The organism is Actinomadura alba (genome assembly GCF_014323705.1).
Lineage (GTDB): Bacteria > Actinomycetota > Actinomycetes > Streptosporangiales > Streptosporangiaceae > Actinomadura_C > Actinomadura_C alba.
The window spans coordinates 82,526-103,941 of sequence record NZ_JABVEC010000005.1; the positions used below are offsets into that span (position 1 = coordinate 82,526).

Annotated in this window: 19 protein-coding genes; 10 read left to right on the forward strand and 9 right to left on the reverse strand. The window is 69.4% G+C overall.

Annotated features, from left to right (window positions below; all coding sequences use genetic code 11):
- Positions 1-26: 26 nt before the first annotated feature.
- The 3 genes from HKK74_RS09115 to HKK74_RS41320 form a co-directional block, all read right to left on the reverse strand.
- Positions 27-974 carry an aspartyl/asparaginyl beta-hydroxylase domain-containing protein gene (locus tag HKK74_RS09115; protein WP_187242673.1) on the reverse strand — a complete coding sequence of 316 codons (948 nt, stop codon included), beginning with the start codon at positions 972-974 and terminating at the stop codon, positions 27-29.
- 18 nt (positions 975-992) lie between these two features.
- On the reverse strand, positions 993-2,543 hold the full coding sequence (locus HKK74_RS09120; protein WP_187242674.1) for a M28 family peptidase: 1,551 nt from the start codon (positions 2,541-2,543) through the stop codon (positions 993-995).
- Positions 2,544-2,844: 301 nt separating this feature from the next.
- The gene (locus tag HKK74_RS41320) at positions 2,845-4,011 is read right to left on the reverse strand and encodes a cytochrome P450 (RefSeq protein WP_187242675.1); all 1,167 of its coding nucleotides are present in this window, start codon (positions 4,009-4,011) and stop codon (positions 2,845-2,847) included.
- 243 nt (positions 4,012-4,254) lie between these two features.
- On the opposite strand from HKK74_RS41320, the gene HKK74_RS09130 reads away from it, so the two are divergent.
- Together HKK74_RS09130 and HKK74_RS09135 are read left to right on the forward strand one after the other, a co-directional pair.
- The gene (locus HKK74_RS09130) at positions 4,255-4,797 is read left to right on the forward strand and encodes a SigE family RNA polymerase sigma factor (RefSeq protein ID WP_187242676.1); all 543 of its coding nucleotides are present in this window, start codon (positions 4,255-4,257) and stop codon (positions 4,795-4,797) included.
- A complete protein-coding gene (locus HKK74_RS09135) occupies positions 4,790-4,987 on the forward strand; it encodes a hypothetical protein (protein ID WP_187242677.1) in 198 nt (65 codons plus the stop codon). Before HKK74_RS09130 ends, HKK74_RS09135 begins: the two co-directional genes overlap by 8 nt.
- A gap of 206 nt (positions 4,988-5,193) precedes the next feature.
- On the opposite strand, the gene HKK74_RS09140 is transcribed toward HKK74_RS09135, so the two are convergent.
- Positions 5,194-6,297 (reverse strand): citrate synthase 2, encoded by a 1,104-nt coding sequence (locus tag HKK74_RS09140; protein ID WP_187242678.1) that lies wholly within the window; start codon positions 6,295-6,297, stop codon positions 5,194-5,196.
- 131 nt (positions 6,298-6,428) lie between these two features.
- Between HKK74_RS09140 and pdxH the strand changes: the two genes are divergently transcribed.
- The 4 genes from pdxH (at position 6,429) to HKK74_RS09160 (ending at position 11,507) form a co-directional block, all read left to right on the forward strand.
- The gene (gene pdxH, locus HKK74_RS09145) at positions 6,429-7,085 is read left to right on the forward strand and encodes a pyridoxamine 5'-phosphate oxidase (protein ID WP_187242679.1); all 657 of its coding nucleotides are present in this window, start codon (positions 6,429-6,431) and stop codon (positions 7,083-7,085) included.
- A 121-nt stretch (positions 7,086-7,206) separates the two neighbouring features.
- The gene (locus tag HKK74_RS09150; protein WP_187242680.1) at positions 7,207-7,908 is read left to right on the forward strand and encodes an iron-dependent transcriptional repressor DtxR; all 702 of its coding nucleotides are present in this window, start codon (positions 7,207-7,209) and stop codon (positions 7,906-7,908) included.
- 156 nt (positions 7,909-8,064) lie between these two features.
- The gene (locus tag HKK74_RS09155; protein WP_187242681.1) at positions 8,065-10,275 is read left to right on the forward strand and encodes an ATP-binding SpoIIE family protein phosphatase; all 2,211 of its coding nucleotides are present in this window, start codon (positions 8,065-8,067) and stop codon (positions 10,273-10,275) included.
- A 212-nt stretch (positions 10,276-10,487) separates the two neighbouring features.
- Positions 10,488-11,507 (forward strand): zinc-dependent alcohol dehydrogenase family protein, encoded by a 1,020-nt coding sequence (locus tag HKK74_RS09160; protein WP_187242682.1) that lies wholly within the window; start codon positions 10,488-10,490, stop codon positions 11,505-11,507.
- Between the two features lie 37 nt (positions 11,508-11,544).
- On the opposite strand, the gene HKK74_RS09165 is transcribed toward HKK74_RS09160, so the two are convergent.
- On the reverse strand, positions 11,545-12,306 hold the full coding sequence (locus HKK74_RS09165) for a class I SAM-dependent methyltransferase (RefSeq protein WP_187242683.1): 762 nt from the start codon (positions 12,304-12,306) through the stop codon (positions 11,545-11,547).
- 79 nt (positions 12,307-12,385) lie between these two features.
- Positions 12,386-12,547: a hypothetical protein gene (locus HKK74_RS09170; protein ID WP_187242684.1), complete on the reverse strand. Its 162-nt coding sequence runs from the start codon at positions 12,545-12,547 to the stop codon at positions 12,386-12,388.
- 234 nt (positions 12,548-12,781) lie between these two features.
- Between HKK74_RS09170 and HKK74_RS09175 the strand changes: the two genes are divergently transcribed.
- A complete protein-coding gene (locus HKK74_RS09175; protein ID WP_187242685.1) occupies positions 12,782-14,782 on the forward strand; it encodes an MFS transporter in 2,001 nt (666 codons plus the stop codon).
- A gap of 144 nt (positions 14,783-14,926) precedes the next feature.
- A complete protein-coding gene (locus tag HKK74_RS09180; RefSeq protein WP_187242686.1) occupies positions 14,927-16,060 on the forward strand; it encodes an acetyl-CoA C-acetyltransferase in 1,134 nt (377 codons plus the stop codon).
- Here the strand turns inward: HKK74_RS09180 and HKK74_RS09185 are convergent.
- Complete coding sequence (locus HKK74_RS09185) at positions 16,044-16,883, reverse strand: alpha/beta fold hydrolase (RefSeq protein ID WP_187242687.1); 840 nt, start codon at positions 16,881-16,883, stop codon at positions 16,044-16,046. The genes HKK74_RS09180 and HKK74_RS09185 overlap by 17 nt on opposite strands.
- Positions 16,884-16,931: 48 nt before the next feature.
- On the opposite strand from HKK74_RS09185, the gene HKK74_RS09190 reads away from it, so the two are divergent.
- The gene (locus tag HKK74_RS09190; protein ID WP_222722062.1) at positions 16,932-17,558 is read left to right on the forward strand and encodes a CGNR zinc finger domain-containing protein; all 627 of its coding nucleotides are present in this window, start codon (positions 16,932-16,934) and stop codon (positions 17,556-17,558) included.
- Positions 17,559-17,614: 56 nt separating this feature from the next.
- Here HKK74_RS09190 and HKK74_RS09195 read toward each other — a convergent pair whose 3' ends face one another.
- Both HKK74_RS09195 and HKK74_RS09200 read right to left on the reverse strand, forming a co-directional pair.
- Positions 17,615-18,499, reverse strand: coding sequence for an enoyl-CoA hydratase/isomerase family protein (locus HKK74_RS09195; protein WP_187242689.1), 885 nt, complete (start codon positions 18,497-18,499; stop codon positions 17,615-17,617).
- 9 nt (positions 18,500-18,508) lie between these two features.
- Positions 18,509-20,431: an acyl-CoA dehydrogenase family protein gene (locus tag HKK74_RS09200; protein ID WP_187242690.1), complete on the reverse strand. Its 1,923-nt coding sequence runs from the start codon at positions 20,429-20,431 to the stop codon at positions 18,509-18,511.
- A gap of 165 nt (positions 20,432-20,596) precedes the next feature.
- On the opposite strand from HKK74_RS09200, the gene HKK74_RS09205 reads away from it, so the two are divergent.
- On the forward strand, positions 20,597-21,355 hold the full coding sequence (locus tag HKK74_RS09205; RefSeq protein ID WP_187242691.1) for an IclR family transcriptional regulator: 759 nt from the start codon (positions 20,597-20,599) through the stop codon (positions 21,353-21,355).
- Positions 21,356-21,416: the final 61 nt, after the last annotated feature.

Sequence of the window (21,416 nt, forward strand, 5' to 3'; positions counted from 1 at the left end):
TCCTGCCGCCCTACCGGACCGGTCCGCTACGCCGGCCGCGCCGGGCGGATCGATTCGTCCAGCCGCCGCCCCTCGCGAACCCGGAACCGCACGGTCGAAGCGGGGTCGACGACGATCGTGCGTTCCCCGGTCCACCCGACGAGGCGGAACTCGCCGAGCCCCAGGTGTACGAGACCGAAGGCGGGCTCACCACCGATCGTGAGCACCAGGCGGCCGTCGAGAACCTCGATCGCACCTTCGACGTCGGGTTCGGCGGTCGTCTCGTCCTCGGACCACTGAGGGAACTCGCCGGGCACGGCGAAGCGACAGCGGAACCCGGCGACCTCGGCCGCCGTGAGCGGGACCGGGTCGCTCGCGAACACCACCTCGCTTCGGGGCAGCCGCTCACGGAAGTCCGGGGGGAACAGTTCGATGAGCTCTGGCGTGATGAGACAGTCGATCACCATGTGGACGCGGGCCCGGTCCCCGGTGTTGGCGACGTAGTGAAGCCGGCCGAAATCGCCGAACCAGAGTCGGCCCGCGTCCCAGTGACGAGGTCGGCCGTCGATGACCACGATGGATTCCGGGTTGGTGTCGATCGGCACGTGCAGGCGCAGCGTCCCGTACGAGAACCCGTACTTCGAATCGCGGTGCTCGTGCACGGTGGTGCCCACGCCGAGGGCCATCAGCCGTACGCCCCGCACGGGTGCCGGAATGGCGGCGAGCGTCTCGCCGAGGTACGGGGACTTGGCGAGCCATGGCGTGTCGGCGTAATCCGCCAAACCGGCCCCGCCGGCGTCGGTGCGCGCCGGATCGCCGCCGATGCTGCGCAACGGCAGGATCTGCCAGTCGATCTCCGCTTGACGGTGCAGGCCGTCCTGTCCGAACGGCCGCTGGGCACCCCAGCGCTCATGCCGCAGCACGTCGAGATCGGCGTTCAGCCGGGCGACGTCGAAGAAGGACGCCAGCGGCGCCGCCTCCGGATAAGTGATCATTAGGCGACCTCCCGGGACTCATGTGCGATGCGGTGTCCGCGCCCGGTCGAGGACCTGGACGTCCGGCGGTGCGCCGGTGCCATGCGGGCCGGCTTCGCCGCTGCCCGCCTCCACGTCGGAGACGTCGGTGGCGAAGCGCCCCACGGCCCAGGCGATGATGGGCACGTTCTCATTGAGCGCCTGGCGGTTGAGGCTGCTGAGCGTGTCGCAGGTTTGGTGGTAGCAGCGGTCGTACAGCTGACCGGCCTGACCGCCGAAGTTCGCCGCCTCGGCAGGTGTCTTGACCCCCAACGCGCCGCCGTTCATTCCGCCGACCGGAATGCCGGCGGCCATGAAGGGCTCATGGTCGGACCCGACGGCCGCGATGTTGTGCGCAGCGAACGGGAGGCCGACCCTACTGCTGTACTGCTTGAAGACCTCCTCGACGGCCCCCGAGCCAGGCGGTCCCGGTGGGCTGCCGGGCGGCTGGTCGCTGGCATCGCTGTCCATGATGAAGCGCACGAAGTTGGGTGCGGCGATCATCTCGAAGTTGATGTAGAGGGAGATGTCGGCCCGCTCGCGAGACGACAGGTTCGCCACGTAGTACTTGGAGCCGACGTCGATGAGCTCCTCGGCTCCCCACAGGGCGAACCGCACCTTGTTGCGCACCCGGTGCTGGTGCGGCGCCAGCCGCAACGCGGTGGCCAGCAGGGCCGAGACGCTGGAGGCGTTGTCGTTGATGCCGGGTCCTTCGGACACGCTGTCGAGATGCGCGCCGGCCATCACGGTGTGCTCGGAGCGGCCGCCGCGCGTCTCGGCCAGCAGGTTGGTGGTCGTTCCGGTCACCTCGTGGCCGCGCAGTTCGAGGTGCAGCCGTACCTCCTGCTGGGCGGCGTCGGCCGCGAGCGCCTCGGCCTGTGCCTGCGAGACGGTGCCCACCGGGATCGTGAAGTCCGGGCGGTTGAAGGCGTACAGCCGGTAGATGTTCTCCGGGCTCGGCGTGGCGAGATAGATCAATATCGCCCGAGCGCCCAGGGCGGCCGCGACCTTCTGCTGGTTGGCATAGCCGCAGGAGCCCCGTCTGACGAGGACGATCGACCCTTGCACCGGCAGGCCGTCGTAGTCCGCCGCCGAGCAGCCGTCAACGTTCCCCGATGTCGTCGGGGCCACCACGAGCGGAGCGGTGAAACCGCCGGGCGGGGTGACCGGGGTCCACCTCATCGCGAGCGTGCGCACCTGCCGCGCCGCCGGCGAGATCTGCCGGGCGTTCTCGGCGTCGAAGTGGAAGTCGGCATACGGAACGGCCTGCTGCCGCACCCGGTATCCCGCGGCCTTGAGCACCGCGGCGGCGTAGTCGGCGGATGCGGCGAAGCCCGGCGTACCCGTGGCCCGCACGCCGTCGTTCCCGTCGGCGATCCGGTCGAAGGCCCGCAGATGCCCCCAGGCGTCCGCTCCGGTGGTGGTCTGCGCGAGCCGGTGCGCCAGCCACTGCCCGTCAGCGGGACCCGTGGCACCTGCCGCCGGAGCCGTGGCCACGAGGGTGGCGGTCGCGGCGATGACGGCCGTCGCGGTACGCGAAGCGATCCTCATGGCGTCTCCCGGCGATCAGAACGCAGTGCGCGGGATCGGCCGACGGCGGAGCCGGTACGAGAAGGGCGGGGATGATCGAGCGCGCTGAAAATCGCTATCTCCTCTGGTCGGAGCACGGAGCACGGAGCACGGAGCACGGAGCACGGAGCACGAGGCACGGAAGGAATGGTGAGCGAACCGTGGTGCCCGGCTGTACTGCGCAATGTCGTCTCCATGCGCTGGTACAGCCGGGCATCCGCTACGGTTTTCAGTGGATGTAACGCATTGCGGTCACCTCCTTCATATTGGTTGATACTGATATCTAGTTGATACTGATATGGAGTTCGGCGAGCCCACGCAGCGTGAGGTTACGCCGGTGGACGGGTTCGCTCACGGTCCGAATTCCCGGGTACTCGGCCGCCAGAATGCCGAAGACGACACGCGCCTGCAGAATGGCCAGGGATTGTCCGAGGCATGAGTGGGCGCCGCGGCCGAAGCCCAGGTGTTGATTGGGATGACGTGCGAAGTCCAGCATGTCCGGATCGGGGAACCGGGAGGGGTCGCGGTTGGCGGCGCCCAGGAGCATCGTCACGGGGTCGCCGGCCGCTATGACCTGCTCACCGATACGCGTTTCCACGACACATGCCCGGCCGTCCGCCTGCACTGGTGCGTCGAAGCGAACGAGCTCGTCGACCGCACGGGAAAGGTCGCTTTGAGCCAGCCACGTCAGCGCGTCCCGCTCGGCCAGGAGCGCGAGGAGGCCGTTGCCGAGCAGTCTGCCCGCCGATTCGAATCCAGCGTGCAGTACAGCCCGAAGGGTGTTCAGCAGAACCGGGCGGGGGATACCGGAGTCCGCCGCGTGGGCCGCGACATAGCCCACCAGGCCTTCCTTCGGTGGGTCGGCGAGCCAGCCGGCGGCGAGTTCGGCGAGTTCCGCTCGGGCCGCCACCGCGGGAGCGCCGGTCTCGGGCCAGACTCCGGCGTCCATTCCGTCGACGATCGCCTGGGAGATGGGCAGGAACCATGCGGGCTCGAGCGGCGGCACACCCAGAACGGCGGTGATCGTCTCGAGCGCCAGAGGCTCCGCGAACTCGGCGACGTAGTCGGAACCGGACCGGCCGCGCAGCCGGTCGGCTCGGGCGCGGACCTGATCTGCGATCGTCCGCTCCAGGGCGCGCTGGTCCAACGCGCGGACGGCGTCCACCATGAGATGCCGGATGTGAGTATGCGCCGGTGGATCCAGCGATTGGATGCTGAGCATCGGCTCGGGTATGCGCTCGCCTATCCGCCGCCAGTCGGACGCGAAAGACGCGGGGTCGCGCAGCACCGACACACAGTCGTCATAACGGGTGAGAACCCAGGACTCGATGCGATCGCTCCAATACACGGGATCGGACTCACGCAGCCGTGCATAGACAGGGTAAGGATCGAGGAGGCCCGGCGTTTCCGCCAGTGCCGATATCGGGTCGGCTGCCAACGCCCCGGTCACGTTGTCCTCCCTTCTCCCGGACCGAGGCTTGCGCGACCCGAGGCTCGATTCATGCCCGCGTCATCGCCGTGCGAATGGCGCAGTAGCGATATCAGGGCATGCGTCAGCGACTCCACGATGCCGGCATGGATCGGCCGACCTGCCGCCTGCCGATGTGTGAGTCGCCCTCCACGTATCTACACGCGGCGGACGCCCGATCCATTGCACCTTGGGTCAAGATTCTTTTGCCTATATTGTCATTACATGTCGGACAGCGGGTTCACCGATTTCGTCAAGGCGATCCGGCCGGACATGCGTCGTCAGGCCTATCTGTTGTGCGGGGACTGGTACGAGGCGGATGACCTGGTCCAACAGACACTGATCAAGGTGCTGCTCCGGTGGCAGGGTCTTGATCGACGAGACGAACTGGCGGGCTACACCCGAACAGTGCTGGTCCGCACCTTCATCAGTGACCACAGAGCACCCCGGTGGTCACGCGAGTTCCCCTACGACCGGCTACCCGAGCCCGACCCCGAACACGGTGCTCAAGAAGGCGTCGCGGATCGGCTCCTGCTGCTCGATGCCCTCGCCCGGCTGACGCTCCGGCAGAGAGCGGCGATCGTCCTGCTTTACTGGGAACATCTCAGCGCGAATGAGGCCGCGGATATTTTAGACTGTTCGGTGTCGACAGTCCGTAGCCAGGCCTTTCGTGCTCTGGCTCGGCTGCGATCGATCCTCCGGGCAGAGACCCTTCCCGCGGGGTCGCGGCTCACCGGGTCCGATGGAAGCGACATGACCGATGAGTGAGACCCATCCCGACCACTCCCAAGCCGTGCCCTACGGCGACGGTGCGGTCGACGAGGTGACGCGGCTCTTCGACGCCTTCCGTATGAGCACCGATCCGCAGCCACTGCTCAGCGACGACGAACTCGTCGCCGAGGTCCGTGAGAAGGCGGAGCGGCTGTCGTGGTCCTGCCCCGGCTTGAAGGACTCCTGATCTCAGCACAAGGGCCCTGATCTCAGCAGCCGGTGGCACCGCGAACACGACCGATCCGACCATGCCCCGGAACGCCCGCCGTCCTGGACGCACCCGACCCCCCGAACAGCCGGGAACGCTCAGGCCGGCGGTGCGCTGGTCTCGGGGTCGCCCGCTCATGATGACCGGGCGGCGGGGGATCGGGTGGCGGGGGGCGCGGGTGGAGATCAGGACTGGGAAAGGGCCTCGGCGCCGGGGACGTCGGAGACCGGGCGGAGCGCCGGGCCGATGTAACGGGCGCTCGGCCGGACCAGCCTGCCGGTGCGCTTCTGTTCGAGGATGTGCGCCGCCCATCCGGCCGTACGTGCACAGGTGAACATCGCGGGCATCATCGACGGCGGAACCTCGGCGAAGTCGAGGATGACGGCGGCCCAGAACTCGACGTTGGTCTCGATCGGGCGGTCGGGGCGGCGCTCGCGCAGCTCGGCGAGGGCGGCGTCCTCAAGAGCCTGGGCGGCCTCGTACCGGGGCGCGTCGAGTTCCCTGGCGGTCCGGCGCAGCACCCGGGCGCGCGGGTCCTCGGCGCGATAGACCCGGTGGCCGAAGCCCATCAGCCGCTCGTGGTTGTCGAGGATGTCCGTGACGACCTTGCGGGCGTCGCCGAGCTGTTCGACCTTTTCGATCATCGGTAGCACGCGCGCCGGAGCGCCGCCGTGCAGCGGGCCGGACATGGCGCCGATGGCGCCGGACATCGAGGCCGCGACGTCGGCGCCGGTGGAGGCGATCACCCGGGCGGTGAACGTGGAGGCGTTCATGCCGTGCTCGGCGGCGGAGGTCCAGTAGGCGTCGATGGCCTTGACGTGCCGGGGGTCGGGCTCACCGAGCCACCGCACCATGAACCGCTCGGTGATCGTCCCCGCCTCGTCGATCCGGCTCTGCGGCACCATCGGCAGGCCGAGGGGGCGGGCCGACTGCGCGACGAACGAGAGCGCCGTCACGGAGGTGCGGGCGAGGTCCTCACGGGCCTGCTCGTCGGAGATGTCGAGGAGCGGGCGCATGCCGTACGCCGGTGCGATGGTCGGCAGGGCGCTCTGCACGTCCACGCGCACGTCACCCGAGTGCAAGGGGAGAAGGTACGGCTCGGCCGGAGCGAGCCCGGGGCTGAAGCTGTCGTCCACGAGCAGGCCCCACGTGTCCCCGAAAGAGACGCGGCCGACGAGATCCTCGATGTCGACCCCGCGATAGCGGAGGGACCCGCCTTCTTTGTCGGGCTCGGCGATCTCAGTCTCGAAGGCGACCACTCCCTCGAGCCCGGGTTTGAAGTCGGACATGTTACGTCCTGCCTTTCGTCCCCACTTGTGGTGAAAACACGTTAACGAGCTATTCAACCCTGTCTGGGTTACCGCTCAGTACCCCCAGGCCGTGTGAGATTGGCAATCCCCTGGTGAGAGGCTTACCGATTGTGCAGCCCACGTCACGCGACCCGGCTCAGCTCAGGAGAGCTTACGAGGGTCATGGTCTGATCGAGTCCGAGCTCGCGGCCGATCCGTTCGAGCAGTTCGAGCGATGGTTCGCCGACGCGATCGCCGCCGGCCTGCCCGAGCCGAACGCCATGGTGCTGTCGACCGCCTCGGCCGACGGAGAGCCGAGCGCGCGGACGGTGCTCCTGAAAGGGCATGGCCCGGCCGGTTTCCGGTTCTTCACCAACCACCTGTCCCGCAAGGCGCGTGATCTCGCGGAGAACCCACGGGCCACACTGCTGTTCCCGTGGCACCCGATGCGCCGGCAGGTGATCGTCGCGGGGGCCGTGGAGGGCCTGCCGCGAGAGGAGTCGGCCGCCTACTTCCACTCCCGCCCGTACGGCTCGCAGATCGGGGCGTGGGCCAGCGAGCGGCAGTCGTCGGTGATCCCGTCGCGCGAGGAACTCGAGGCGGGATACGCGCGCGCGGCGCGGGCGTGGCCGGAACCCGGCCCGGTGCCGCTTCCGGATTTCTGGGGCGGCTATCTGGTCGTCCCCTCGGCGCTCGAGTTCTGGCAAGGTGGGGTGGACCGTCTGCACGACCGGCTTCGCTATCGCCGCGCCGGCGCGGAGTGGGCGGTGGAGCGACTCTCTCCCTAGGTCCGATCTCCGGGTGCGTCCCAAGGTCCGGACCTCGGGTTCGATCGTGTTCAGCGGATGTGCCGGGAGCCCGCGCGAGGCGGCGGGAGGAAGTAGACTCTGAGGGCGAGACTGGAGGGAAATGACCTCACACGGCCTGATCGATACAACGGAGATGTATCTCCGTACGGTCTTCGAGCTTGAGGAGGAGGGGATCATCCCCCTCCGCGCGCGCATCGCCGAGCGCCTGTCGCAGAGCGGCCCGACGGTGAGCCAGACGGTCGCGCGAATGGAGCGCGACGGACTGCTCCGAGTCGAGGGCGATCGCCACCTGGAGCTGACCGAGTCCGGACGCGGTCTGGCCACCCGGGTGATGCGCAAGCACCGCCTGGCCGAGTGCCTTCTGGTCAACGTCATCGGTCTGCCCTGGGAGGACGTGCACATCGAGGCGTGCCGCTGGGAGCACGTGATGTCCGAGGAGGTCGAGCGGCGGCTGGTCGCGCTGCTGGACAACCCCACCCGGTGCCCGCACGGCAACCCCATCCCCGCGCTCGACGAGCTCGGCGGTCAGTCCGAGGACGCCTCGCAGGAGGCCCTGATCGCCATGACCCGGGTCGCCACGACGAGTGGCACGCCGGCCGTCGTGCGCCGGATCAGCGAACAGGTCCAAAGCGACAGCGACCTGATGCTTAGACTCAAACTGGTCGGGATACAACCTGGACGCGAGGTGGTTCTCGCGATCGGCGACGATGGTGTGCGAGTGACGCGTGACGATGAGCCCGACCTTCCTGCGACCGAGCTGTCCCGCCATATCGCCGAGCACGTCTTCGTCACGAAGCGTTGAGAATCTCCCTCCGGTGCCCGCGGTCTGTACCGAAAATCTCCTTACCGAGACGCTGTTCCCACGTATCCGGACCGCCTGCGCGTCGTTCAATACAGGGGAGGTCCGTGCAGTATCCGCGATGTCGCGCCCGGTGATCGACGGCAAGGTGGCAGCCATATGAAGCGTTGGGGGGAGTCGCCCTTCGAGTCCCTGCTGCCGCCAGAGACCGTCCTCGGCCAGATGGAGATGGCGGTCATCGTCTGTGACCGCTTCAGCAACGTCATCTACGGCAACGCGTTCGCCGCGGATCTGTTCGGCTACGGCGAGGAGTACGTCGGCCACTCCGTGCTGTCCCTGAGCATCGCCGAAGAGGACCACGACCAGGCGACCGAGCTCGCCCGGCACGTGCTCAAGGGCGGCGTCTGGGAAGGCACCTTCTCAAACGTGCGCGGCGATGGCAGCACCGTCTACACGCGTGCGCACGCCGTACCCCTGCGGCACCCCTCCGGTGCCATCGACGGCATCGTGATCTTCGCCCGTGAGGCGCTTCGCAGCAACCAACGCGACCAGGACCGGTACGGGCTGCTGGACCGGATCGGCGAGCGCCTCTCGGCGTCACTCGAGCTGGAGCAGACGCTGCGCCGCGTGGCCGACACCCTCGTCCCGCAGTTCGCCGACCACGTCTTCATCGACCTCTTCGCCGGTGACCGGCTCTTCCGCAGGGTCTCCCGGCACGCCGCCGGCTGGGCCCCGCCGCCCGGCACGTGGGCCGAGGTCGACGAACCGATCTTCTATCCGGCCGAGCACTTCTGCGCCAAGGCGATGAACCGGCGCGACGCCGTGCTCGTCGAGGACATCGTGCAGCACCGGTTCTCCGCGCCGACCGAGTCCAGCCAGCGGCTCGGTGACGACATGGGCATCACCTCGGTGATCGCCGCCCCGCTGCTGGCCCGCGGTGAGCTCCTCGGGGTCATGAGCCTCGCGCTGTCCAATCTCAGCAAGCGGCCCGACCCGCACTACGACGGCTTCGACCGCGACCTGGTCGGCGCCATCGCCAGCCGGGTCGCGCTGGCCATCGACAACGCGATGCTCTTCGAAGAGGAGCGCGAGACCGCCCTGGCCTTCCAGAAGAACCTGCTGCCCGGTGACCTGCCGCCCAAGCTCGACGGGCTCAAGATCGCATGGCGCTACGAGCCCGCGAAACCGCTCGAGTCGCACGGTCACGGGGTCCAGACCCAGGTGGGGGGCGACTGGTACGACGTCATCCCGCTGTCGGCCGGCCGCGTCGGCATCGTCATCGGCGACGTCGAGGGCCGCGGCGCCCGGGCCGCCGCCATCATGGGACAGCTGCGCGCGGCCCTGCGCGCCTTCGCCCAGGACGACAAGTCGCCCGCCGACATCCTGCGTAAGCTCGACGAGTGGGTGCGCACGATGGAGCGTCCGGACCGTCCCCGTTACGGCGACGAGACCGTACGTCCACCACTCGTCTCATGCACCTACTTCGTCTACGACGCCTGGTCGCGAACGCTGTCGTTCGCGAACGCCGGCCATGATCCACCGCTGCTCATCGTCGACGGTGAGGTCTCCGACCTCGAGCTGAACAGCAAGGGCGCGATGCTCGGCGTGCGCGGCCCCGGCGTCGGGGGCGACATCCTGTTCAACGAGGAGACCTGCGAGCTCAAGCCGGGGGCCACGTTCATCCTCTACACCGACGGGCTGATCGAGCGGCGGCCCAAGGAGGACGGCGACTACTACACCCGGGAGCAGTCCCGGCAGATGCTGCGCGACGCCGTCGCGGCGGTGGCCCGGCGCGACGTCGAGAGCATCGCCGACGCCGCCTACCAGGCCGTCCCCGGTGACATCGACGACGACGCCGCCATCGTTGTGGTCCGCACGTCCGCCGAGGAGCTCGCGGTCGAGCAACGCGCCTTCTCCGCCGAGCCGATCATGGTGTCCGAAGCGCGGCGGATGGCCGCTGAGACGTTCGCCGCCTGGGGCATGGTCGACGACAAGGCCGAACTCGCCTGCCTGCTGGTGTCCGAGGTCGTCACCAACGTCGTCCTGCACGCCGCCTCGCCGGCACCCACGCGGGAACTCGTCCTCGAGGGCGCCCAGGTCTTCGCGTTCGACGAGACGCCATGGGACCTTGGCGACCTGCACCGCCGTGAACCGGTGTCCAAGGAGTTCCGGCTGCGACTGCGCCGCGGCGCCGAATCGATCTGGGTCGAGGTGTTCGACTCCGACATGCGGCTTCCGCGCATTCGCAGCGCCGGCGAGACCGACGAGGGCGGGCGAGGGCTCTACCTCGTCGACCAGCTCGCGACCCGGTGGGGATCACGGCCGACCAAGGACGGCAAGGCGGTGTGGTTCGAACTGCCGCTGCGTTAACGGCATTCCTCACGACGCCCTCGCCTAACGGCTCGGGCTGCTCGGCCTGCGAGCTCGCTCCGCATCCCGCTTTGGTGCGCCTTCGGCGCGATCGCGCGGGATCTGCCTGGAGCGCCTTCGGCGCGATGAGCAGGGGTCGCTCGCGTGGTGGTGGCTCGCCGTTGCCGCGCTTGCTGTCCTGGTTTCTTTCGTGCGAGCTCTACGGTGGGCATATGCGGGCTTGGGTGGTCGAGCGGCCGGGGGCCATGGCCGGCGGGCCGCTTCGGCTGATCGATCGGGACGTGCCGGAGCCGGGGCCGGGGGAGCTGCTGGTGCGGGTGAGCGCGTGCGGGGTGTGCCGTACGGACCTGCACGTCGCCGAGGGTGACCTGCCGCCGCACCTGCCGGGCGTGACCCCGGGACACGAGATCGTCGGCGAGGTCGTCGGCACGGGCGATGGTGCGCGGCGGTTCGCCGTCGGAGACCGCGTCGGAGTGGCGTGGCTGCGGGGTACCTGTGGTTCGTGCGCGTACTGCCGCAGGGGCGCGGAGAACCTGTGCCCGTCATCGACGTACACCGGGTGGGACGCGCACGGCGGCTACGCCGAGTACACCGTCGCGCCCGAGGCGTACGTCTACGCGCTGCCGCCGGCCTGGAACGACGTCGACGTCGCGCCGTTGCTGTGCGCGGGGATCATCGGCTACAGGGCGTTGCGCCGGGCCGCGCTGCCTCCGGGCGGGCGGCTCGGCATCTGGGGATTCGGCGGATCAGCCCATCTCGCTGCGCAGGTCGCGCTGGCCGAGGGCGCCACGGTGCACGTCTTCACCCGGTCGGCCGAAGCGCGGTCGCTGGCGCTGGCCCTCGGGGCGTCCTCCGCCGGCGACTCCTTCGACGCGGCGCCCGAGCCGCTCGACTCGGCGATCATGTTCGCGCCGGCCGGCGGGCTCGTACCGGCCGCGCTGGAACGGCTCGACCGGGGCGGCACGCTCGCGATCGCCGGAATCCACCTCTCCGATGTGCCGGTACTCGACTACCAGCGGCATCTGTTCCAGGAGCGGCAGATCCGGTCGGTCACGGCCAACACCCGCGCCGACGGCGAGGAGTTCCTTCGTCTCGCCGACACATTCGCGCGGGCCGAGCCCCCGCGGCTCTCGGTGGCGACCACGCCGTACGATCTGGCCGACGCCGACCGGGCGCTCACGGATCTGGCCGCGGACCGGGTGAACGGCGCCGCGGTCCTGGTCGTTCGGTAGCCCGCCGTCCAGTGGCCGGTCGTTCGGTCGTCGTCGTTCAGTGGCCGCTGGTGAGGTGTGGGGGGCCCGGCTCGTCGGCTCGATCCGGCCGTCCCACCGGTGCGGCGGCGACATGGGCCAGTGACTGCGTGAACCACAGCTCTCCGCCGATCACTCGTGGCCGGGCACCCGTCTTGGGTCCCCCGTCGACCTCGGCGGTGAGCGCTTGGCGGACCTGGACGGCGGCTCTCTCGTCGAAGGCGCCGGCCAGCCACGGCTCGGCGGGCCGCTCGATGGTGAAGATGTCGAGACGGCGGACCTCGGCGCCCACGTCGGCGAGCAGTTCGGTGAGCCCGTCCATGGAGGGAGTGGACGGGTGGCCGGGGTCGCGGAGCCGTTCGAGCCGATCCCGGTCGCCGGTCGAGGGTCTGCGGACCATGTCCGCGATGATCAGGCGGCCGCCGGGCCGGCACACGCGGAGCATCTCGCGCAGCGCCTGGCGCGGGTCGGCCAGGCGGTACAGGCACCACCGCACGGTGACCAGCGAGAACGAGTCGTCGCGGTAGGGGAGGGCGCCGGCGTCGGCCCGTACCGTCAGGGCCGGCGGGCCCGCCGGCCGCGTCGGCTGGGGGGCCGCGTCGACGACGGTGACGGCGCGGGTGCGCGGGGCCATCGCCTCGGCGAGCCGCCGGCAGTTGAGGGAGATGTCGAGGCACACATCGTCGAGAGCCGGTTCGGCGAAGTCCACCAGACGGCTGAGGTCGGCGCTCAGCGCATCGTCAGTGACCGTCGCCTCCGTCCCGAGGGTCCTGTGGGGCACGTCTGGTCTCCCGTCGCCCGGCGTAAAGCCCTTATGGGTAAGACTCCGCGAATTGTGCGGAAGTTCAGACCATTTTGGGCTAATCGAGGCTTCGACCGTACAGAGCCGCGACCACCAGCACGAACACGAAGATGACGGTCATGTACGCGGGCACCGGGAACCGCAACCTCACGCTGACCCACCGGATGCAGAAGGCACAGAGGATCGCCACCACGAGGAGTGCGATCAGGTCGGTGGTCACGAGCACACCTCGCGGGGCGGCTCGCCTGGTTCGCTCATGATCGCGTCGCCTCCTCTGGGGGCCGTTCGCCACCCTGTGCCGTCAATGCCGGCCTCCATTATCGACAGATCACCGCATCCGGACCCGCTCATCGCCGGTTCGTGTGGTCAGGGTGCCGGGGAACCGGGTAGGTCTTCGTTGCCGTACGTAACCGGGGGATCGCGGGGGATGCAAGTCCAGCCTGAGCACACTCCCTTGAGCGCACAGGGCCGAACGGTCTCGGTCGGTGTGCTCATGGTCGCCATGCTGCTCGCCGCGTTGGATCAGACGATCCCGTGCACGGCGCTGCCGGTGATGAACGGTGAGTTCAAGGGCCTGCGGCCGGAGTGCTGGGTGATCACCGCGTACCTGCTGGCCATGATCGCCTCTGCGGTGACATGGGGCCGGCTCGGTGATCAACTCGGCCGCAAGCCGCTGCTCATGGTGGCGATCGGGCTCTTCTTCGCCGGGTCGGCTCTCTGCGGCCAGGCATGGAGCATGGACTCGTTGATCGGCTTCCGGGTCCTGCAGGGGCTGGGGGCCGGTGGTGTCATCGTGCTGACCCTCGCCATGGTCCGCGAACTGTTCCCGCCTCGTGAGCGCAGCCGCTATCTGGGTATCCTCGGCGCGATCTACGGGGTGTGCAGTGTCACCGGGCCGGTGTTCGGAGGGTTCTTCACCGACCAGTTGTCGTGGCGGTGGATCTTCCTTGTCAACCTGCCGATCTGCGTGGTGATCCTCACCACGCTCGCGATCGTGCTACCGGAGCGGCCCGAGCGCGAGCGACGTTCCGTCAACTACATGGGCATGGCGTTGCTGGCCGTCGCGATGTGCCTCATCCTGCTGACGGTCCTCGGCCTGGTGCGCTACCACTGGTCCGACTACCGGGTGCTCCTGACCGGCTCGGCCGGCGTGGTGATGACGCTGGCCTGGTGGTTCACCGAGCGCCGCATGCGGGAGCCCGCTCTGCCTCCGCGGCTGTTCCGCAACCCGGTCTTCGTCGTCGGCGGTGCGATCGACTTCGTCGTGGGCTTCGTGTTGTTCGGCAGCATCACGTACCTGCCGGCCCTGCTGCAGGCCGTGAGCGGAGCATCCGCCACGATCTCCGGGGTCCATCTGCTTCCGCTGGTATTGCCCCTGCTCGCGTTCTCGGTCCTGACCGGCTACCTGATCGGTGCGAGCGGCCGGTACCGCGTCTACCTGGTCGCCGGAATGCTGATCACGACGATGGCGCTGATCCTGCTCTCCGGGGTGAGCACGACGACGTCGACGTTCGAGATGGCCCTTTCCCTCTGCATGCTGGGGATCGGGCTCGGTCTGGCCGTCCAGGTGCCGGTGATGGCGGTACAGAACGCGGTCGACTATCGCGACCTGGGGGTGGCGACCTCCGGCGTGACGTTGCTGCGGTCCATCGGCGCGCTGATGGGCATCACGATCTTCAACGCGATCTTCAGCCACCGGCTGAACCTCCGGGTGGCCGAGGCGCTGAGCGGCGCCACGCTGCCGGTGGGCTTCAACCCGGAGTCGATCCAGCACGACCCGACGGCGCTCCGCCGGTTGCCGCCGGCCCAGCGAGGGGAGTTCATCGACGCCTATGCCCGGTCGTTCCACACGATGTTCGAGGTCGCCATTCCCGTCGTGCTGGCCGGGGTGCTCCTCGCGCTCATCCTGCGCGAAGTGTCGGCGCGTGTCACGATGCAGGGTTCCGATCTCGGTCACTGCCTCGGTGGCGCACCGACCGGTTGCTCATCGCGGAGCGAGATCGAACGCATGATCTTCCGGCTGCTCCGCAATGACCCGGAGGCCCGGCAGGCGGTGCGGGAGGTGTATCGCGACCTCGGCGCGCAGATCGGCGTCGACTGCCCTCCGTCCAGCCTGTGGATGCTGTGCCGCATCGAACGGCTCGGGGCCGTCTCACCCACCGCACTCGCCGAGTGGGCCGGCGAGACGGTGGACGAGGGGCGCCCGTACGTCAATCGGCTCATCGCCGAAGGCCTGGTCAGCCATGGCGACGCCGATCTTCTGATCACCGATGCGGGGAAGGTGGTCACGGAACGATTGCACGAGTCGATGCGGGAGGTGCTGGTCCGGCTACTGGCGGACTGGTCGCCCGAGGACTGTCCCGAACTGCTGGAGTTGCTCGTCCGGCTGTCCCGGGAGTCCCTGTGGGACGACGCCGACCTGCTCCCGACCGGCAGGGCATCACTGGCCACGTGAGCGGGCCGCCGGATCCTCGCGCGTGCCCGGCGATGCCGGAGAGAGGAGGGTCATACGGATTTCCGGCCGGATCGGGGTAACCTCGTACTGACCGAATCCCGCTCGGTTTCTCGCACGGAAAACCTACCTCGACTTGGAGGCGCTGTGGCCGAGGCATACATCGTCGGTGCGGTCCGTACCCCCGTGGGCACCAAGAAGGGCGCCCTCAAAGACGTTCACTCCGCCGACCTCGGCGCTCATGTGCTCAAGGAGCTCGTGAACCGTACGGGGGTCGACCCGGCGGCCGTGGAAGACGTGATCATGGGCTGCGTCATGCAGGTGGGTGCGCAGACCCTCGACATCGCCCGCACCGCGTGGCTGTCCGCGGGCCTGCCCGAGAACGTGCCCGGTGTCACCATCGACCGGCAGTGCGGCTCGTCCCAGCAGTCCATCCACTTCGCCGCTCAGGCGGTGCTGTCCGGTACGCAGGACCTCGTCGTGGCCGCCGGCGTCGAGAACATGGCCATGGTCCCGATGGGCGCCTCCGTCGCGCCGAACACCGGTCTCCCGTGGGGTGAAGGGTGGGCCGAGCGGTACGGCAAGCAGGAGGTCTCCCAGTTCCGCGGGGCGCAGCTCATGTGCGAGAAGTGGGGGTTCAAGCGCGGTGACCTGGAGGCCTTCGCGCTGGAGAGCCACCGGCGCGCGGTCAAGGCCATCGAGGCCGGATACTTCGATCGCGAGATCGCACCCCTGGCCGGGCTGGTCAAGGACGAGGGCGCACGCGCCGACACCTCGCTGGAGAAGATGGCCGGTCTCCAGGCACTGCGCGACGGCTGGGAGATCACCGCGGCGGTGGCCTCGCAGATCTCGGTCGGCGCCTCGGCACTGCTCATCGCCTCCGAGGAGGCCGTCAAGCAGCACAACCTCACCCCACGGGCGCGCATCCACACGCTCTCGGTGTGCGGCTCGGACCCGGTCTACATGCTGACCGGCCCGATCCCGGCGACTGAGAAGGCGCTGAAGCGCTCCGGGCTGTCCATCGACGACATCGATGTCTTCGAGGTCAACGAGGCCTTCGCCCCGGTGCCGCTTGCGTGGTCACGCGAGACCGGCGCCTCGCTGGAGAAGACCAACCCGAACGGCGGCGCGATTGCGCTCGGCCACCCGCTCGGCGCCACCGGTGGGGTGCTCATGACCAAGCTGGTGCACGAGCTGGAGCGCACCGGCGGCCGGTACGGCCTGCAGACGATGTGCGAGGGCGGCGGCCAGGCCAACGCCACCATCATCGAACGCGTCTGACCCCTCGCCGGGCGGGAAGGGCGAGTTCTTCGAGGACCCTGGCGGGCTGCTCCTCGGCGAGGAAGTGCCCGCAGTCCTCGATCACCGTCCCGGTCACGTCCTCGGCGTAGTCGCGCCAGATCGCCACCGGGTCGAGGGTCTGCAGGAAGCTGTGCTCTCCCCAGAGGACCCGCACCGGCATCGTCAGCCGGCGCCCCGCGTCGTCTTCGTCGTGTTCGGCGTCGCCCGCGAACGCCGCGCGGTAGTCGGCGAAGCCGGCCCGTGCCGCGCCCACCGCCGAGAACGCCCGTACGTACTCCTCGACGTCCTCGTCCGGCAGTGGGATGTGCGCCCACTGCCGGATCATGTGACGCACGTAGGCGCCGATATCGATGAGCTCCGGCAGGTCCGGTTGCAGATGGAACAGCCAGTGCCAGGTGCGCTGGGCCAGGTCCGCGTCCATCCGGCGCCACATCTCCCGGGTCGGGATGATGTCCATGACGACGAGCCGCTCCACGTCGCCGGGGTGGTCGAGGGCCCAGCGGTGCGCGACCCGGGCGCCCCGGTCATGGCCGATCACGGTCGCTGAGCCGAACCCGAGAGAGCCCACCAGCCGGTGCACGTCGTCGGCCATCGTGCGCTTGTCGTACCCGCCGGCGGGTTTGTCGGTACGGCCGTACCCGCGCAAATCGGGTGCCACCACGGTGTGGTTCTCGCTCAGCGGTCCCATCAGGTGCCGCCAGCAGTGACCGGTCTGCGGCCAGCCGTGCAGAAGCACGATCAGTGGTCCTTCACCTGCCACGTGGTAGTACATCCGGATTCCGTTCACACGCGCGATCGCCATCTCTAACCCCTTCAGACGGTTAGGTACCTAAACCCTATGATCTGGTTAGTGAAGGGAGCGCGCAAGATGTCCGAAGGCTGGATCTGGGACGGCGGCCGGCCGGCCGTCGATCTGCTGAACACGTTGCGCGATCGGATGTCCGGTGGTCGCGAGACGCTGCGGACCTCTGCGGATCTGTCGGCCTGGCTGGCGGCGGCCGGCCTGTCGGGGGCCGGACCGGCGAAGGCCGGGCCGATGGCGGCCGGACAGGTGTCGGCACCGGTCCGGGCCACCGAGCGTGATCTTCTCTCGGCCCGCGAACTGCGCGCCGCCGTCGACACGGCCGCGTTCGCGGTCATCGAGGAGCGGCCCGTGCCGGCGGGCGCGGTGGCGACGATCAACGCGATGGCGTCCGGGGCCTCCCTGGCGCCGTCACTCGGCCTGGACGCGCACGGACGGCCGGTGCTCACGCGCAACGCGGCGGCGGCCGTGCCCACGGCGCTGGCCGGTATCGCGGTGGACGCGATCGGCCTGCTCACCGATGGCGAGCTCGCCCGGCTGCGGGTGTGCGCGGCCGACGACTGCGGTGTCCGGTTCGTCGACCGCTCACCCGCCCGCAATCGCCAGTGGTGCTCGATGCGCCGCTGCGGCAACCGAACGAAGGCACGCCGCCACTACGCCCGCGGACGCGACTGACCCGGGCCGGGCGGGCCGCTCGCCGGGGCGTACGTGCCCGGGCCGCCGGTGGTCGCTCAGCGGCCGGTGAACTCGGGTGACCGCTTCTCGAGGAAGGCGGTGATGCCCTCTTTGGCGTCCTCGGTCGCACCGACCACGACGAGCTGGCCGAGCAGGTGGGCGATCTGGTCGTCGAAGGGCAGCCCGTCGATGGCGAAGAACGCGTCCCGGCCGTGCCGCAACCCCACCGGGCTCTTCGCCGCGATGGTCCGCGCGAGTTCGTCCACTCGCGCGTCGAGCCGGTCGCGGGGTACCGCCTCGGTGACCAGCCCGACCTGGACGCCCTCCCGCGCACTGATCGTCTGACCGGTGTAGTACAGCTTGAACGCCTGCTTGGGTGCGACGTTGCGGTTGATGATCGCCATGATCATCATCGGCCAGAGGCCGACGTTGACCTCGGGAGTGCCGAGCTTGACGTCCTCGGCGGCGATCACGAGGTCGCAGGACGCGGCGAGGCCGAGCCCGCCGGCGATGGCGTGCCCGGCCAGCCGCGCGATGATCGGCTTGCCGAGGCGCGGGAAGGCGGTGAACAGCCGGTACGGCGCGCTGGCGCGAATGGCACCGGTGGCGGGGGCGGGCCCGTCCGCGCCGTCACCCGTGGGGGCGCCCGTGTCCTGCGCGTCCACTCCCGCGATCGAGCGGCCGGTGCCGTCCACCCCCGCGATCGAGCGGCCCGCGCGCCGTGCCCGGTCGGCGCCGCCGAGGTCGGCCCCGGCGCAGAAGGCCCGATCGCCGACGCCGGTGAGGACGATCACCCGTACCTCGTCGTCGGCCTTGGCCCGGCCGAACGCGTCGAGCAGCTCTTCGATCATGACGTCGTTCAGCGCGTTGCGGGCCTCCGGCCGGTTCAGCGTGATGTGCGCGATCCGGTCCCCGACCTCGTAGACGATGGTCTCGTACATGCTCACCCTTCAGCCGATGGTGCGGTGCACGTCCTTTCGCTCCGCCGGTCCCGGCTCCACGTCGGCGATCCAGGGCCCGGGGATCGACGGGTCGAGCACACCCTCCTCCGCCCACGCATAATTGCCGTTCAGCAGCCGCTCGGCCAACCGGACGTCGATCGCGTCGGTGTTGCGCCAGAGCCCGTCGAAGAGCTCCTCGGCCCGGGTCCGAGCCTGCCGGCAGAACACGTCGGCCAGTTCGTACACCGAGCGCGCTCGCGTCGGGTCCTCGGCGGCGTCCTTGGCGGCGCGTACGCACACGGCGCTGATCGCGAAGAGCTCGGCGCCGATGTCGACCATCCGGCCGAGGAAGCCCTGTTTGCGCTCCAGCCGTCCCTGCCACCGGCTCGCCGCGTAGAAGATCGATCGGGCCAGCTTGCGAGAGGCGCGCTCGGCGTAGCGAAGGTGACCGGCGAGCGGGCCGAAGTCCGCGTAGGCCCCGGGTCGCTGGCCGGCGCCGACCACCAGGGTCGGGAGCCACTTGGCGTAGAACCCGCCGGCCTTGGCGACGGCGTGCGTCTTCTGCTGCCTGGTGGCCTCGGGATCGATGAGGTCGCCCGCAACGGACAGATGGGTGTCGACCGCCTCACGGGCGATGAGCAGCCGCATGATCTCCGAAGACCCCTCGAAGATCCGGTTGATGCGCAGATCGCGCAGGAGCTGCTCGGCGGGTACGCCGCGCTCGCCCCGGGCCGCCAGTGACTCCGCGGTCTCGTAGCCGCGCCCGCCGCGCACCTGCACCATCTCGTCGGCGATCCGGCAGGCCATCTCGGAGGCGTACAGCTTGGCCAGTGCCGCCTCGATGCGGATGTCGTTGCGCTCGTCGTCGGCGAGCTGGCTGGACAGGTCGACCATCGCCTCCAGGGCGTAGGAGGTCGCGGCGATGAACGAGAGCTTCTTGGCGATCGCCTCGTGCTTCCCGATCGGATGGCCCCACTGCACCCGCGCCTTGGACCACTCGCGCGCGATCTTGGTCGACCACTTGGCCGCCGCCGCGCAGAAGGCGGGCAGTGCCAGCCGCCCGGTGTTCAGCGTGGTGAGGGCGATCTTGAGACCGGCGCCCTCCCTGCCGATGAGGTTGGCGGCGGGCACCCGTACGTCGTGGAACCGGGTGACGCCGTTCTCGATGCCCCGGAGCCCCATGAAGGCGTTGCGGTTCTCGACGGTGATGCCGGGCGCGTCGGCCTCGACGACGAACGCCGAGATCCCGCCCCGGTGGCCCTCCGAAGCGGGCACCCGGGCCATGACGACGAGCAGGTCGGCCACCACGCCGTTGGTCGTCCACAGCTTGACGCCGTTCAGCACGTACTCGCCGCCGTCGGGAGAAGGCACCGCCGTCGCGTGCAGCCGCGCCGGGTCGGATCCGACGTCCGGCTCGGTGAGCAGGAACGCGCTGATCTCCTTCGTGCAGCGGGGCAGGAAGGCGCGTTTCTGCTCCGGGGTACCGAACAGGTTGATCGGTTGCGGCACGCCGATCGACTGGTGGGCGGACAGCATCGCGCCCAGCGCCGCGCTGACCGAGCCGGCGAGCATGAGGGCGCGGTTGTAGTAGAAGTGCGTGAGGCCGAGCCCGCCGTACTCCTCGGGGATCTTCATGCCGAAGGCGCCGAGTTCCTTGAGGCCGCCGACGACGTCGTCGGGGATGCGCGCGTCGCGCTCGATGGCGATCGGGTCGATCTTGGTCGCGCAGAACTCCCGCAGCCGGGTGAGGAACTCCTCGCCCCTGCGGCGCGCCTCGTCGTCCGATCCGGGGTGCGGGTGGATCAGATCCAGCCGGAAGTCGCCCAGGAAGAGCTGCTTGCCGAAGCTGGGCCGCCGCCACTCGGTCTCGCGTGCCTCCTCGGCGACCTTGCGGGCGGTGCGTTCGTCGACGTGGGCGCTCTCTTGATTCATGTCGACTCCTCCTGCGGGGTGTCGCATGCTCCAGTAAGTTTCGCGTGAGTTATACCCGTGGGTAGCGTACGAATTCGGCGTCGCGCGCCACGGTTCGTGATGTCCTCGTGACCATTATCCGCAAAGGGCTTGACCGGGCCCGGCCGCAGGGCTTCCCTGTGCGTGATGGAAGAGGGTCGCAAACCCACGTTGATCGCCTCGGTGCGACGAGCGCTGCATCTGATGGAGGCCGTGGCCTCGCACCCCGGTGGCGCGCCCGCCAAACAACTCGCCCGTGAGGCGAGGCTGCCGCTCGCGACCACCTATCACCTGCTCCGCACCCTCGCGTACGAGGGCTATGCCAACCGGCTGGAGGACGGTCTGTGGGTGCTGGGGGACCGGCTCGAGGCACTGCACGGCCAGAGTCGCCCACAGGTGCTGCTGACCCGCATCCGGCCGACCCTGACCGCTCTGCGTGACGAACTGGGGATGGCGTCGTACTTCGGGCTGCACGAGGACGGCGAGATCCGCGTCATCGACATCGCCGACGGTCCACGGACCCCTCGCGTCGATCTGTGGGTCGGCTTCGACGAGGCGGCGCACGCGACCGCGATCGGCAAGTGCGTGCTGGCCCACCTCGACGACCAGGCTCGCCAGGACTATCTCGCCAGGCACCCCCTGGTCGAGCTGACGCCCAACACGATCACCGATCCGCGCGAACTGGTCCGGCGGCTGCGGTTGTCCCCGGGGCACTCTCTCGACCGCGAGGAGTACGCGATCGGTACGGGCTGCGCGGCGGTTCCGGTCATCGACGCCTCGGGAACCGTGGTGGGAACGCTCGCGGTCTCGTGCCGTACGAGCAGGTTGCCGAAGATAGAGGCGTCGTTGCACAGGATGCGCGCGTCGGCGGCCCGCATTCAGCGGACACTGTCTCTCACGATATGAAATCCTTACCTTCGAGGGACTAGGAACTCCCGGCCGCGGCGACTCGCCTGTCACCTGGGCG

What these genes read in the sequence shown, in the direction of transcription:
- HKK74_RS09115 (WP_187242673.1), bottom strand. Translation starts at nt 974, where the DNA reads ATGATCACTTATCCGGAGGCGGCGCCGCTGGCGTCCTTCTTCGACGTC.
- HKK74_RS09120 (WP_187242674.1), bottom strand. Translation starts at nt 2,543, where the DNA reads ATGAGGATCGCTTCGCGTACCGCGACGGCCGTCATCGCCGCGACCGCC.
- HKK74_RS09130 (WP_187242676.1), top strand. Translation starts at nt 4,255, where the DNA reads ATGTCGGACAGCGGGTTCACCGATTTCGTCAAGGCGATCCGGCCGGAC.
- HKK74_RS09135 (WP_187242677.1), top strand. Translation starts at nt 4,790, where the DNA reads ATGAGTGAGACCCATCCCGACCACTCCCAAGCCGTGCCCTACGGCGAC.
- HKK74_RS09140 (WP_187242678.1), bottom strand. Translation starts at nt 6,297, where the DNA reads ATGTCCGACTTCAAACCCGGGCTCGAGGGAGTGGTCGCCTTCGAGACT.
- HKK74_RS09150 (WP_187242680.1), top strand. Translation starts at nt 7,207, where the DNA reads ATGACCTCACACGGCCTGATCGATACAACGGAGATGTATCTCCGTACG.
- HKK74_RS09155 (WP_187242681.1), top strand. Translation starts at nt 8,065, where the DNA reads ATGAAGCGTTGGGGGGAGTCGCCCTTCGAGTCCCTGCTGCCGCCAGAG.
- HKK74_RS09160 (WP_187242682.1), top strand. Translation starts at nt 10,488, where the DNA reads ATGCGGGCTTGGGTGGTCGAGCGGCCGGGGGCCATGGCCGGCGGGCCG.
- HKK74_RS09185 (WP_187242687.1), bottom strand. Translation starts at nt 16,883, where the DNA reads ATGGCGATCGCGCGTGTGAACGGAATCCGGATGTACTACCACGTGGCA.
- HKK74_RS09195 (WP_187242689.1), bottom strand. Translation starts at nt 18,499, where the DNA reads ATGTACGAGACCATCGTCTACGAGGTCGGGGACCGGATCGCGCACATC.
- HKK74_RS09200 (WP_187242690.1), bottom strand. Translation starts at nt 20,431, where the DNA reads ATGAATCAAGAGAGCGCCCACGTCGACGAACGCACCGCCCGCAAGGTC.
- HKK74_RS09205 (WP_187242691.1), top strand. Translation starts at nt 20,597, where the DNA reads ATGGAAGAGGGTCGCAAACCCACGTTGATCGCCTCGGTGCGACGAGCG.